The 14034-nt window shown below is 60.5% G+C and carries 12 protein-coding genes and 1 tRNA gene; 11 read left to right on the plus strand and 2 right to left on the minus strand.

Annotated features, from left to right (window positions below; all coding sequences use genetic code 11):
- Positions 1-20 precede the first annotated feature (20 nt).
- The 4 genes from DL1_RS14560 (at position 21) to DL1_RS22390 (ending at position 2587) form a co-directional block, all read left to right on the plus strand.
- A complete protein-coding gene (locus DL1_RS14560; RefSeq protein WP_038067778.1) occupies positions 21-1076 on the plus strand; it encodes a phage portal protein in 1056 nt (351 codons plus the stop codon).
- A gap of 24 nt (positions 1077-1100) precedes the next feature.
- A complete protein-coding gene (locus DL1_RS14565) occupies positions 1101-1316 on the plus strand; it encodes a hypothetical protein (protein WP_038067780.1) in 216 nt (71 codons plus the stop codon).
- A 147-nt stretch (positions 1317-1463) separates the two neighbouring features.
- Positions 1464-2315 carry a hypothetical protein gene (locus DL1_RS14570; RefSeq protein WP_162178760.1) on the plus strand — a complete coding sequence of 284 codons (852 nt, stop codon included), beginning with the start codon at positions 1464-1466 and terminating at the stop codon, positions 2313-2315.
- Positions 2316-2320: 5 nt separating this feature from the next.
- The gene (locus tag DL1_RS22390) at positions 2321-2587 is read left to right on the plus strand and encodes a helix-turn-helix domain-containing protein (protein WP_487044144.1); all 267 of its coding nucleotides are present in this window, start codon (positions 2321-2323) and stop codon (positions 2585-2587) included.
- On the opposite strand, the gene DL1_RS14575 is transcribed toward DL1_RS22390, so the two are convergent.
- Together DL1_RS14575 and DL1_RS14580 are read right to left on the minus strand one after the other, a co-directional pair.
- Positions 2518-3564 carry a site-specific integrase gene (locus DL1_RS14575; protein WP_162178761.1) on the minus strand — a complete coding sequence of 349 codons (1047 nt, stop codon included), beginning with the start codon at positions 3562-3564 and terminating at the stop codon, positions 2518-2520. The two genes, DL1_RS22390 and DL1_RS14575, sit on opposite strands and share 70 nt — an antisense overlap.
- A gap of 116 nt (positions 3565-3680) precedes the next feature.
- Positions 3681-3765: transfer RNA gene (locus DL1_RS14580), tRNA-Leu, on the minus strand.
- A 159-nt stretch (positions 3766-3924) separates the two neighbouring features.
- On the opposite strand from DL1_RS14580, the gene DL1_RS14585 reads away from it, so the two are divergent.
- The 7 genes from DL1_RS14585 to DL1_RS14615 all read left to right on the plus strand — a co-directional run bounded on the left by DL1_RS14585 (position 3925) and on the right by DL1_RS14615 (position 14010).
- The gene (locus tag DL1_RS14585) at positions 3925-4914 is read left to right on the plus strand and encodes a complex I NDUFA9 subunit family protein (protein WP_038067784.1); all 990 of its coding nucleotides are present in this window, start codon (positions 3925-3927) and stop codon (positions 4912-4914) included.
- Between the two features lie 38 nt (positions 4915-4952).
- A complete protein-coding gene (locus DL1_RS14590) occupies positions 4953-5750 on the plus strand; it encodes an undecaprenyl-diphosphate phosphatase (protein WP_038067785.1) in 798 nt (265 codons plus the stop codon).
- A gap of 216 nt (positions 5751-5966) precedes the next feature.
- Positions 5967-7400 carry an NAD(P)-dependent oxidoreductase gene (locus DL1_RS14595; protein WP_038067787.1) on the plus strand — a complete coding sequence of 478 codons (1434 nt, stop codon included), beginning with the start codon at positions 5967-5969 and terminating at the stop codon, positions 7398-7400.
- 34 nt (positions 7401-7434) lie between these two features.
- Positions 7435-8145 carry a hypothetical protein gene (locus DL1_RS14600; protein ID WP_245739616.1) on the plus strand — a complete coding sequence of 237 codons (711 nt, stop codon included), beginning with the start codon at positions 7435-7437 and terminating at the stop codon, positions 8143-8145.
- The gene (locus DL1_RS14605; RefSeq protein WP_038067790.1) at positions 8142-8399 is read left to right on the plus strand and encodes a hypothetical protein; all 258 of its coding nucleotides are present in this window, start codon (positions 8142-8144) and stop codon (positions 8397-8399) included. The genes DL1_RS14600 and DL1_RS14605 overlap by 4 nt, the downstream gene beginning before the upstream one ends.
- On the plus strand, positions 8386-12921 hold the full coding sequence (gene gltB, locus DL1_RS14610; protein ID WP_038067792.1) for a glutamate synthase large subunit: 4536 nt from the start codon (positions 8386-8388) through the stop codon (positions 12919-12921). Before DL1_RS14605 ends, gltB begins: the two co-directional genes overlap by 14 nt.
- 165 nt (positions 12922-13086) lie before the next feature.
- Entirely contained in the window at positions 13087-14010 is a 924-nt protein-coding gene (locus DL1_RS14615; RefSeq protein WP_051693585.1) for a Hint domain-containing protein, read from the plus strand.
- Positions 14011-14034: the final 24 nt, after the last annotated feature.

Genomic DNA, 14034 nt, shown 5'->3' on the forward strand with positions numbered 1-14034 from the left:
CCATATCGGAGGCAGAAATAATGTGGCCTTTCAAACGCAAGACCGAAACGCGGGCGGCATCGACCTACACGGCGCAGATGATCCAAGCCCGCGCCGGATACATCACCGGCACAACCGGGCGGGCCGAACTCACGGCGACCGTTCAAGGGGCGGTGACGCTCTGGGAAAATGGCCTAAGCCTTGCTGACGTTGAAGGCACCGACCTTCTAAACCGGCGTTCGCTGGCAATCGCTGGGCGAATGCTGGCGCTACGGGGCGAGGCGCTTTTCTATATCACAGAAGACGCGCTTTTGCCTGTCGCTGATTGGGATTTATCAACCCGGCTTTCCCGGCCTGTCGCCTATCGCCTGACCCTGCCAGATGCAGGCGGTGGCAAGACAATGACCGCGCTTGCGGGCGAGGTGCTGCATTTCCGTATCGGTGCAGATGCAAGCCAGCCTTGGCTTGGCACGGCTCCCTTGAAGCGCGCCAGCTTGTCGGCGGATCTGCTGGAAACCATTGAGCGGGCCTTGTGCGATGTTTACGGCGATGCGCCTCTAGGTTCCTCAATCGTGCCAATGCCTGAGACGCCGGAAACCGACCTTGCAGACATTGCGCGGGGCTTTCGTGGATCACGCGGCAAGGTGCTAGTGCGCGAAAGCGTCCAAGTGCAGGCGGCGGGTGGACCTGCGCCAATGCAGGATTGGCGGGCCAATGACCTCACCCCCGATCTATCCAAGGCGCAGATGGGCGAGACGCTGGACAAGGCGCGCGACCAAATCAACGCGGCGTTTGGCATCCTTCCCGGCCTCAATAACAAGGCGACCACGGGGCCTGCAATTAGAGAAATTCAGAGAAATTTCGCTCAATGGCACTTGCAGCCGGTGGCGATGGGGATGGCTGAGGAAGCGACCGAAAAGCTAGGCCAAGAGGTTATGATCGACACATTACGCCCCTTGCAGGCGTATGATTCAGGCGGGCGCGCAAGGGCTGCGGTTGGCGTTGTGCAAGCCTTGGCTGCGGCGAAAGAGGCGGGCGTTGATCCTGACCAAGCGTTGAAGCTGGTGAACTGGGGCCAGAATGACGGGGCGGCGTGATTTGTTAAATTTGGAGAATGAACGATGAATAAAGACTATACCGAAGCCGAAGCACGGATGCAGTTTTACGCGGATACTATCGGGGTTCATCCCCCTTCGCGCCTCTTGTCCGAGGATGGAGCGCCTGCGCCAGAACTGCTTAATTTCTGTGTTCGCTATGGCGCATCGCTGGATTGGATTTTCTTAGGCGATGTGCGCCGAATGATTCGCGATAGCTATGAGGTGGCGCGACAAGGTTAGGGCGAGGACGCGCCTAGCGGGTCAGGCACCGCGAAGCGTCTGGGATTAGTCGGTGAGTGCCCGCCTTCATGGCGAAAACCCCGACATGGCACGGCCTCCTTTTCTCCCTCGGGAGCCTCCAATGGGGCGCGGTGCAGGATCGGCACGTTGGAAGCGGGGCCGATCAGGGGGCCAAAGCTGCGCGATGCAGCCTTGGCCCTGCTTTCTTCGCGTGAAGGAGAGATCACGAGACGGACGCCTAAACTTTTCCATCAAATACACTGGCGGTTTTTATGCTTGACCACAAAAAGAACCGCTGGTATTTATGTGAGCATGGCAAAACTAACAGACGGCAGAAATTGGCTAGAAAGAACCCTTGGAGACGAGGGGCGCGCGCACTCGCTTATCGTTAAGGGGCGCGATCAGGGCCTTTTCACCAAAGGTAAGCGCGGAGGAAACGCACCAGATCTGATCTTGGCTGATTTTGCTGCGTTAGTTTTCTGCGCTTTGTCCAGCGCCGCGCCGTCAAAAATCAAAGAATCGGTTGAAGAAATTATGTCATTGGGTCTCGTTGGGATCGAGATTGACGCAAATGATGTAGCTGGCTGGAGAGGCCCGTTCTATCCGAACAATCTTCCAGATGATGTGAATGACGTTCTAGAGGGCTTTTCTTTGGGGATGCGCGGAATGCAGCGTCCTGATGGGGCTGCGCTTGCGTGGGCGCTTATCATGCTTTTCGTCGCTCACTCCCCTGAGCATGATTTTAACAGCTTCGATAAGATCGAGCTAATCGAACAGGGCGACTTCCTGTCGGCGGAAATTACACTTCACGAAAAAGCCGCTGGAGTTTCTGCTGATGGCTATCGGCGCGAAGGCCCCGGCCATAACGCAATTCGACTGACTTTCGGGAATGACTGTCAGCATATCGACCCCACACGGATGGAGATCCGCAGAACACTCTACGGACCGGCGCTAAATGGGGTCGCGGAAATGACTAAATTCATGAGGGCGACCAAGTGAACCAAGTGGTTGTCATATCCCCTGACGAACTCAAGGCGCTTATTCACAGCGCCATTTCTGAGGCGCTTGTCGCGTCAAAGGGACCTGAGGCATGGTTGCCGGTCGCAACCGTCGCGGCCCGTCTCAGAAAGTCGGAAAAGACAATCCGCAACTGGATCAGGGAGGGACGCTTTACCCGTGTCTCTGGCGGCGATGGTTCGCCCTACTTGGTTTCATCCTTGGAAGTCGATGAATTGAGCCGCTCGGCCAATTCTTCGCCCGATGCTTCGTAATATGTCAGTAACTCATTAAGGTTCTTATGACCAGTAACGCGCGCCAGATCGAGGATTTCAAACCGCTTCGCCAAGCGGGTGATAGCCTCATGCCGCGTATCATGGAAATGCAGGTTCTCAATCTTAGCACGTTTGGCGGCGGCGCGGAAAACGCTGTCGCGGCTCTCTGCGTCAATATCGAACGGATGCTGATCGGGTTCGGTTTTGTTGCCTCTGACCGCCTCAAGAATTTCAAGCGCTCGCGTGGTAAGCGGAACATCGCGGGCATGGTCGTTCTTTGTCTCTGGCAAGTGGATCACGTTGCCGCTGACGTGCCTGTTGGTAATGTCACGAATTTCCCCGGACCGCATGGCCGTTTCGATAGCAAACAAGAACATCGCGCCCGTGATCTGCTTTTCGGTGACCCAAGGTTCGCAAGCAAGGTCCAGCGCCTCAAACATCTTGTCAATTTCATCTTGGTAGATCCGGCGCTTTCTGCGCTTGGCACGGGCGGGGCGTCTCACATCTTCCATCGGATTGATGCGCAGCAATCCCCACTCTTTCGTAGCGGTGGCGAAGACATGCTTAAGCAGGTTCATTTCACGCGACACACTGGCGGGCTTTACGAGACCAAGGCGCATATCGCGCCATGCGACCAGATCTGCGGTTGTCACATCGCCAATGACGTATTCACCCAATGGCTTGCCGTTAACCAGATCGACGGCAAACCGATTGAGTCGGATCACTTCCCAACGCTCGCCTTTCTTACCCTTGGATCGCTCAAGGGCGTAGCGGTCAAATACCTGTCGCAAGGTGTCGCTGCTGGCGGTTCCTGCGGAAATGCCAACCTCAAATTCACGCGCCCACACCTGAGCGTCACGCTTGGTCTTAAATGTCTTGGCCTTGCGGACGGCCTTGCCGTCTATGCGCCGCGCAACTTGCGCCTGCCAACCGTGAGCCGTTTTAAGAATCGTCGCCATACCCAGAATAGTAAACACATCGTATCTGGGTTGGCAAAGATTGGGTTACGGACTTCCCGTGATCTTCCAAAACATGACCAAAAGGAGGCCAAAGGGAAAACAATGAACGAACACGTGACATTCTTCGGAAAGAATGGTGCCCAGGAGAGGACTCGAACCTCCACGCCTTGCGGCACACGGACCTGAACCGTGCGCGTCTACCAATTCCGCCACCTGGGCAGGTGTCGTGGGGGCGATTTACAGAGCGCCACAAGCACTGTCAACGGGGCTTCGCACGAATTTTGCCGACACTTGCCTGTGATGTGGCTTTGGCCTTGTTCCTGTGTGTGTGAGACGCTAATCAGAAAGGGAATTCTTTCTAAGGAAGGACTTGTGCGCATGTCCAAGCTGGTCACGATCTATGGCGGTTCTGGCTTTGTGGGGCGCTACATAGCCCGCAGGTTGGCCAAGGAAGGCTGGCGCATTCGCGTGGCCGTGCGCCGCCCGAACGAAGCTTTGTTCGTCAAACCCTACGGTGCCGTCGGTCAGGTAGAGCCGATCCTGTGCAACATCCGCGACGAAGATAGCGTGCGCGCCGCGATGCAGGGCGCCGACGCGGTCGTGAATTGCGTGGGTATTCTCGTCAATGAGGGCAAGAACAAGTTCGGCGCGGTCCAGACCGAAGGCGCGGCGCGCGTGGCGCGACTCGCCGCCGAGCAGGGAATCGGCCAACTGGTTCAGATCTCGGCCATCGGCGCCGATCCCGAGAGCGACAGCGAGTACGCCCGCACCAAGGCCGCCGGCGAGAAAGCCGTGCTCGACGCCTATCCGAACGCCGTGATCCTCCGCCCCTCGGTCATTTTCGGCAATGAGGACGGCTTCTTCAACAAATTCGCCGCGATGACGCGGCTGACGCCGGTCCTGCCGATCACTGGCGGCAAGACGAAATTCCAGCCGGTTTATGTCGATGACGTTGCCAAGGCCGCAGTCATGGGCGTGAACGGCAAAGTGGCTCCCGGCATTTATGAGCTTGGCGGTCCCGATACCGAGAGCTTCCGCACCCTGATCACCGAGATGCTCGAGTCGATCAACCGTCGCCGGTTCGTAGTCTCGCTGCCATTTTGGATGGCGGGCATTTTGGCCGGGGTCTTCGATCTGATGCAGGCCGTAACGGGCGGGCTGTTCGTGAATCGCACGCTCACCCGCGATCAGGTGAAATCGCTGAGCGCCGATAATGTTGTGGCCCCCGACGCCAAGGGCTTTGCGGATCTGGGCATTCAGCCCACCGCAATGGAGGCCGTTCTGCCCGGCTACCTGTGGCGCTTCCGTCCCGGCGGTCAGTACGACGCGATCAAGGCCTCGGCCAAGAACCTGCGCAAATCCATCTGAACCTACCTGTTCTGGCTCTCTGAAAAAGGCGGATCATCTTGAATTACTTCAACGATGTCTTGCTCGGCGTGATCGAGGGTATCACCGAGTTTCTTCCGATTTCCAGCACGGGGCACCTGCTTGTGGCCGAGCATTGGCTGGGCGCGCGTTCGGACACCTATAATATCGTCATTCAGGCGGGCGCTATTCTGGCCGTGACCCTGATCTATTGGGGTCGGCTCATCGAGCTGTTCACGCATTGGCGCGACCCTGAGAATCGCGACTACCTTGCCAAGCTGGCCGTGGCCTTCCTGATCACCGCCGTTCTTGGGCTGGTCGTCAAGAAACTCGGCTTCGAGCTGCCGACCACGATCCAGCCCATCGCCTGGGCGCTGGTGATCGGCGGATTCTGGATGATCGGGGCGGAACGCCTCGCCGAACGTCAACCTGATCGCAGCGTCATTCTTTGGCGCGTCGCAATCGCAGTCGGGATCGCACAGATCATCGCCGGGGTGTTTCCCGGCACCTCGCGCTCGGCCAGCACGATCTTCATCGCGATGCTGCTGGGCACGTCGAACCGACGCGCCGCGACCGAGTTTGCCTTTCTCGTCGGCATTCCCACGATGTATGCCGCCAGCGGCTACGAACTGCTCAAGCAGGTCACGAGCGGCGGCGCCCATTCGGAGGACTGGCTGTCTCTCGGGATCGGTTTTGTGGTCTCGACCATCACGGCATTCGTCGCGGTGAAATGGCTGCTCGGCTTCATCCAGACCCACCGTTTCACCGCCTTTGCGATCTACCGGATCCTGTTTGGCGGCGCTTTGCTGCTCCTAGCGGCAGCTGGCGTGGTGAGTTGAGGACCGCGAATCACCAGCGCGGCCCTGCTTATAGCCCTGATATGCACGCTCATTTTGCCATATAGTAAACATAGCTGACCTAATTTCGCGGATTTTCTCTCAGTTTTGCGCGACAAAGGGCCGAAAATTCATAAATAGGTCAGCACAGCTTACTTTTATTGCTCCGTGAAGCGGTGTAGCAAAGCATACCCACTTTGTTCCAAGGGAGGCACCGTGATGGCCAAGCAACCGATGCTCAAATTCGTCAAGACGGCGAAAGAGATGCCTCAGAAGCGTGATGCGGACGTCCGCTCGCATGACTTCGGTGAAATCTATCGCGAATTTGCCGCCGAGAAAGCAGCCGAACAATCCGGCCGCTGCAGCCAATGTGGCGTGCCCTATTGCCAGTCGCATTGCCCGCTGCACAACAACATCCCCGACTGGCTGCGTCTGACAGCCGAAGGCCGCCTTCAAGAGGCCTATGAGATCAGCCAAGCCACCAATACCTTCCCCGAGATCTGCGGTCGCATCTGCCCGCAGGACCGGCTGTGCGAAGGCAATTGCGTGATCGAGCAATCGGGTCATGGCACGGTCACCATCGGCGCCGTCGAGAAATACATCACCGACACCGCCTTCGACATGGGCTGGGTCAAGCCGATCAAACCGGCGACCGACCGGGCCGAAAGCGTGGCCATCATCGGCGCGGGCCCCGGCGGGCTGTCGGCCGCTGACGTGCTGCGTCGGGCAGGCGTTCAGGTCACTGTCTATGACCGGTATGACCGCGCGGGCGGTCTGCTGACCTACGGTATCCCCGGCTTCAAGCTGGAAAAGGACATCGTCATGCAGCGCGTGAAGCAGCTGGAAGATGGCGGCGTCGAGTTTGTGCTCAACTGCAATGTCGGCACCGACATCTCCTTTGACGCGATCCGCGGCAAGCATGATGCGGTCCTGATCGCGGCGGGCGTCTATAAAACGCGCGAGCTTACGAATGAGGGCGCCGATGCCGCCGGGATCGTGCGCGCCATCGACTTCCTGACCGCGTCGAACAAGAAAAGCTTCGGCGATGATGTGCCCGAGTTCGAGGACGGCACGCTTAATGCCAGCGGCAAGCGCGTCGTCGTGATCGGCGGCGGTGACACCGCAATGGACTGCGTGCGCACCGCGATCCGGCAGGGCGCCACCAGCGTCAAATGCCTCTATCGCCGCGACCGCGCCAACATGCCGGGCAGCCAGCGCGAAGTGCAAAACGCCGAAGAAGAGGGCGTCGAATTTGTCTGGCTCGCAGCCCCCGCCGGGTTCTCCGGCAATCCGGTCTCGCAGGTCTCGGTGCAAAAGATGCGTCTTGGCGCGCCCGATGCGTCCGGCCGCCAGAGCCCCGAGAAAATCGAGGGCGGGATCTATGAAGAGGGCGCGGATCTGGTGATCAAGGCGCTCGGCTTCGAGCCCGAAGATATTCAGGCCGATTGGGATGCCGAAGAGCTGGAGACCACCCGTTGGGGAACGGTCAAGGCGCAGTTTGGCACCCATGCGACCTCGATCCCTGGCGTCTATGCCGTGGGCGATATCGTGCGCGGGGCCAGCCTTGTGGTCTGGGCGATCCGCGATGGGCGCGAAGCCGGTGAAGAGATGCTGCGCTATCTCGCAACGACCACCTCGGTCGCGGCTGAGTAACGCCGCGCATCTGAACGACGCGAAGGACGCAATGATGAGAACGGCTGCAATCATGCTGGGTCTGTGCGGGGGGCTGACAAGCGCCCTGCCCCTGCATGCCGCCGATTTCTCGCCCCCTGCGGGCTGCGATGTCTATCTCACGGCACAGCTGCGCAATTGCCAGGTCGCCAATTTCTATCGCTGCGCTGCCGATCCCGAAGGCGATCAGCGCGTGGCTTATGCCGATGGCAACGGGATCTATTTCGACAGCCGGATCGATTCCGAGACGCGCTGGATCGAATCCCATACGATCGAGACCGGAGAGATCGACCGGCTCGACGCGGCGGCCTCGCGCGACAATGCCTCTTTCAGCGCGCTGCTTTCAGAGGGGCGCGACGATTATGACTTCGTCATGCGCAACAATTTCGGCGAGACCCGGCACTACAAAGGCCACGACACGCTCACGGGCGAGAGCGTGACCATCGACGGCATGCCGCTCCAGAAATGCAGCTTTGAGATCCACGAATATGACGGCGCGGGGCAGTTGCTTTCGACGCGCAGCGGCATGCAATATATCAGCGCCAAGTTCCGGATCTTCCTGAGCGGCCCTGAGCGGTTCGAGAACAGCGCAGGCGACCGGACCTCCTTTGACGACAGTCCCGTGCGCTTCGATGGTCCGGGCGATCCGGGCTTTTCCAGCCAGACCCCGCAATATGACTGCGACATGATGATGACGGGGTCGATCCCCGCAGGCAGGCCCTCATGATGGCGTTGCACCAGATGGCACCGATCAATCGCGTGATCGCCGCCGCTCCGCGATATTCCGCCGATCCCGCTCTGCAGGACGAATGGCACCGAGCCCGCCGCATCCCCGAAAATGCGGGAGATCGGCATTTCACCTCTCCCAAGCGCAGCCATGACGTGGCGCGCGAACCGCACGAGGACGGCGCGCCGCGCGCCGCGTTCTCAGCTGCAGATATTTTGCTTTCTCCGAAGGAGGCCGGACATGACGAAATTTGATGAAGCCTGGGTGACCGCACAGGAAGCCAAACGCCAGTGGATGAATGAAAATTCGCTCTGGAAGGAAGAGGATGAGAAAGCCTCTTGCGGCGTGGGTCTTGTGGTCGCCATCGACGGCAAAGCAACCCGCAAGGTCGTCGAAAGCGGCATTGATGCGCTCAAGGCGATCTGGCATCGCGGTGCGGTCGATGCCGATGGCAAGACCGGCGATGGCGCAGGCATCCACGTCCAGATCCCGGCGCCCTTCTTCTACGATCAGATCCGCCGCACCGGGCACGAGCCGGATATGGAGAAGATGGTCGCGGTCGGTCAGGTCTTTCTGCCGCGCACCGATTTCGGCGCGCAGGAGCGCTGCCGCACGATCGTGGAATCGGAAGTTCTGCGGATGGGCCACTATATCTACGGCTGGCGCCACGTCCCGGTGAACACCGAAGTTCTGGGCGAAAAGGCCAACGCCACGCGCCCCGAGATCGAGCAGATCCTGATCCGCAACGACAAGGATATCGACGACGTGCAGTTCGAGCGCGAGCTGTACATCATCCGCCGCCGGATCGAGAAAGCCGCCGTGGCCGCTCAGGTCAACGGGCTTTACATGTGCTCGTTCTCCTGCCGCTCGATCATCTACAAAGGCATGATGCTGGCCGAGCAGGTCGCGGAGTTCTATCCCGATCTCAAGGATGAGCGGTTTGAAAGCGCTTTTGCGATCTATCACCAGCGCTATTCCACCAACACCTTCCCGCAATGGTGGCTGGCCCAGCCGTTCCGCATGCTGGCGCATAACGGCGAGATCAACACGATCAAGGGCAACATCAACTGGATGAAAAGCCACGAGATCCGGATGGCGTCTTCGGCCTTTGGCGACAGCGCCGAAGACATCAAGCCGATCATCCCGGCAGGGGCCTCGGATTCGGGCGCGCTGGATGCGGTGTTCGAGCTGATGGTGCGCTCGGGCCGTTCAGCGCCGATGGTCAAGACGATGCTGGTGCCCGAGCCGTGGTCGAATGACGACACGATGCCCAAGGCGCTGCGCGATATGTATGCCTATTCCAACGCGGTGATCGAGCCTTGGGATGGCCCGGCTGCTCTGGCGATGACCGATGGCCGCTGGGTCTGTGGCGGACTGGATCGCAACGGTCTGCGGCCGCTGCGCTATGTGATCACGGGCGATGGCGTGCTGATCGCGGGCTCGGAGGCCGGTATGGTCCCGGTCGATGAATCCACCGTCGTGGAAAAAGGCGCGCTTGGCCCGGGTCAGATGATCGCGGTCGATATGGCCCATGGCAAGCTCTACCACGATGCCGAGATCAAGGATAAACTGGCCGAGGCGCAACCCTTCTCCGACTGGGTGAGCAAGGTCACCGATCTCAACGTGCTGCTGCGCGACGTGCCGGAGGCGCCGAAATTCGAAGGCGCCGAGCTGCGCAAACGTCAGATCGCGGCGGGCTATTCGGTGGAAGAGATCGAGCAGATCCTTGCGCCGATGGCCGAAGATGGCAAAGAGGCGATTGCCTCGATGGGCGATGATACGCCCCCGGCGGTTCTGTCCAAGCAATATCGCCCGCTGAGCCATTTCTTCCGGCAGAATTTCAGCCAGGTCACCAACCCGCCGATCGACAGCTTGCGCGAAAGCCGCGTGATGAGCCTGAAGACGCGGTTCGGCAACCTCAAGAACGTGCTCGACGAGGACAGCTCGCAGACCGAGATCTGGGTGCTTGATACGCCCTTCCTCGCCAATTCCGAATTCGATGCGATGCTCACCGAGTTTGGCGAGCAGGTCAGCTCCATCGATTGTACCTTCCCCGCAGGCTCCGGTCCCGATGCGCTGCGCGACGCGCTGACGCGGATTCGCAACGAGGCCGAAGATGCCGTGCGCTCGGGCGCTCTGCATATCGTGCTGAGCGACGAGGCTCAGAGCGAGACCCAGATCGCGATGCCGATGATTCTGGCCACGAGCGCTGTGCATAGCTGGCTGACCAAGAAAGGCCTGCGGACCTTCTGCTCGATCAATGTGCGCGCCGCCGAATGTATCGACCCGCATTATTTCGCAGTGCTGATCGGTTCGGGGGCGACCACGGTGAACGCCTATCTCGCCGAGGACACGATTGCAGACCGCATTGCGCGCGGGCTGATCGAAGGATCTCTGGTCGATGCGATGCGCCGCTACCGCGACGCGATCAGCGCGGGCCTGCTCAAGATCATGTCGAAGATGGGGATCTCGGTGATCTCGTCCTATCGTGGCGGTCTGAACTTCGAGGCCGTGGGCCTGAGCCGCGCCATGGTGGCCGAGTATTTCCCCGGCATGCATAGCCGGATCTCGGGCATCGGTCTGCACGGCATCCAACACAAGCAAGAGGCGGTCCACGCCAAGGGCTGGCAGGGCGGTCAGGACGTGCTCCCGATCGGTGGCATCTACAAATCCCGCCGCACCGGCGAAAGCCATGCTTGGGGCGCGCAGTCGATGCATATGCTGCAAGCGGCGTGCAACCGCGCGAGCTACGATTTGTGGAAGCAGTATTCCGCAATGATGCGGGCCAATCCGCCGATCCACATCCGCGACATGCTCGACATCAAGCCGCTGGCCAAGGCGGTGCCGATCGAAGAGGTGGAATCGATCACCTCAATCCGCAAGCGCTTTGTGACGCCGGGCATGAGCTTGGGCGCGCTGTCGCCCGAGGCGCATAAGCTGCTCAACGTCGCGATGAACCGGATCGGCGCGAAATCGGATTCCGGCGAGGGTGGCGAGGATCCGGCGCATTTCGTGCCCGAGCCCAATGGCGACAACCCGTCGGCCAAGATCAAACAGGTGGCCTCTGGGCGCTTCGGCGTCACGGCGGAATATCTCAACCATTGCGAAGAGCTTGAGATCAAGGTCGCGCAGGGCGCCAAGCCCGGCGAGGGTGGCCAGCTTCCGGGCATGAAGGTCACCGAACTGATCGCCAAGCTGCGCCATGCGACCAAGGGGGTGACGCTGATTTCGCCGCCGCCGCATCACGACATCTACTCGATCGAAGACCTCGCGCAGCTGATCTATGACCTCAAGCAGATCAACCCGAAGGTCAAAGTCACCGTCAAGCTGGTGGCCAGCTCGGGCGTTGGCACGATTGCAGCCGGTGTGGCCAAGGCCAAGGCCGATATCATCCTGATCTCGGGCCATAACGGCGGCACCGGGGCCTCGCCCGCGACCTCGATCAAATATGCCGGTCTCCCGTGGGAGATGGGTCTGACCGAGGCGCATCAGGTGCTTGCGATGAACAACCTGCGCGAGCGGGTGACGCTGCGCACCGATGGCGGGCTGCGCACGGGCCGCGATATCGTGATGGCGGCGATGATGGGGGCCGAGGAATACGGCATCGGCACCGCCGCGCTGATCGCGATGGGCTGCATCATGGTGCGTCAGTGCCAGTCCAACACCTGCCCGGTGGGCGTGTGTACGCAAGATCCCGAGCTGCGTCAGAAATTCACCGGCTCTGCGGACAAGGTCGTGAACCTGATCACCTTCTATGCGCAGGAAGTGCGTGAGATCCTCGCCTCGATCGGGGCACGCTCGCTGGATGAGGTGATCGGTCGCGCCGATCTGCTCCATCAGGTCAGCCGTGGCTCGGCCCATCTCGACGATCTCGATCTGAACCCGCTTCTGATCACCGTCGATGGCTGGGACAAGATCGTCTACGACCGCTCCAAGCCGCGCAACTGGGTGCCCGACACGCTCGATGCCGAGATCATCCGCGACGGCGCGCGCTTCTTCGAGGAGGGCGAGAAGATGCAGCTCTCCTACGCAGTGCGCAACACGCTGCGGACCATCGGGACGCGCGCTTCAAGCCATATCGTCAAGAATTTCGGGATGCGCAACGCGCTGCAACCCGATCACCTGACGGTCAAGCTGACCGGGTCCTGCGGACAGTCGCTGGGGGCGTTTGCGGCCCCGGGCCTCAAGATCGAGGTATCGGGCGATGCGAATGACTATGTCGGCAAAGGGCTTTCGGGCGGGATGATTGTCGTGCGTCCGCCGATGGCGAGCCCGCTGATCGCCTCGGAGAACACCATCATCGGCAATACCGTGCTTTACGGTGCCACCGATGGCTATCTCTTCGCAGCCGGGCGCGCGGGCGAGCGTTTTGCGGTGCGCAACTCGGGTGCGCGGGTCGTGGTCGAGGGCTGTGGCTCGAACGGGTGCGAATACATGACCGGCGGGGTCGCGGTGATCCTTGGCAGCATCGGGCCGAATTTCGGCGCGGGGATGACCGGCGGGATGGCCTATCTCTACGATCCCGACGGCGTGGCCGAAGACCTGATGAACCTTGAAAGCCTTGTGACCTGTGGCTTGGGCCACGCGCATTGGGAAGCCGAGCTGAAGGAGCTGGTCGAGCGCCACGTGCATGAGACAGGTTCGCGCAAGGCCGAAGAGCTGCTGCAGCACTGGGACAGCGAGAAAGCAAATTTCCTGCAGGTTTGCCCCAAGGAAATGCTGATTCACCTGCCCTATCCGCTCAGCGACGAACCGCAAGCAATGCCGGCAGAGTAAGCCGCACCCTATTGAGACTGACGAAGCGCGGGGTCGATGGCCCCGCGCTTTTTCGTGGCCGTTGGGCAACGCCGGGGTGGTTGGCGAAACGGGTCGCGCAAATCTGCCTTATTCTCGCCTTAGTTCTGCGCACCTTTGGAAAAAAACACATGAGCAGGCAGTGAGATGGCAACCTATACGGACCAGTTTTATTATATTGACCCGGGCAATCCCCCGGCAGAGGGCACCGCGCTGTCTCCAACGCAGCTCACGCTCAATGATCGCAACAATGACAACTGGATCACGCCCTCGAACGCGTGGTTTGGCTATGACACCGTTGACGGTCAGCGCGTCACCGATGTCTGGCGCGGCGATACGATCACTGTGCAAAACGCCAATGGACGGGAATTCACCGTCACCGGCGACACATTCTACCTCAGCAATGGCGACAGGGTCTTCACGCCCACCGATGGCTCGATCCTGCATAACGCAACCTTCGTAAGCTCGACCTACGTGACCGACAGCACCCAGGCACCCGTGGGCGAACTTGGCCCGGAATGCTTCGTCTCCGGCACGCTGATCGAGACGCCGCGCGGCCCGACCCCAATCGAATGGTTGCGCGCGGGCGATCTGGTGCTCACCGAAGATGCGGGCGCGGTTCCGGTGCTTTGGGCAGGCGGTCGCACGGTCCAGGGCTTTGGCAGCTACGCCCCGGTGCGATTTGAAGCGCATGCGATTGGCAACGACCGACCCCTTCTCGTCTCGCAACAGCACCGGATGCTTGTCACCGGCTGGAACGCAGAGCTGGCCTGTGGCACCCGCGAAGTGCTTGTCGCCGCCAAGCATCTGGTCAATGGCACGTCGATCCGGCTCAACCCGATGCCGCGTCTGCGCTACATCCATCTGCTGCTTGACGCCCATCACATCGTGACTGCCGAAGGCGCCCGCAGCGAGAGCCTGTTTCCCGGCAATATGATCCTTGAGGAACGCCCTGAGGTCGCCGCCGAGATCCGTGCGGCATGGGCACGCGCGCATGCCACTCCGATCGAGACCATGGTCACGGCGCGCCATGTGGCACGCGGTCCCGAGGTTTCGCTGCTGGCGGCTTGACCAAGGCCGCCCTCGCGTGGCTTA

The organism is Thioclava dalianensis (genome assembly GCF_000715505.1).
In the GTDB taxonomy this organism is placed as follows: domain Bacteria; phylum Pseudomonadota; class Alphaproteobacteria; order Rhodobacterales; family Rhodobacteraceae; genus Thioclava; species Thioclava dalianensis.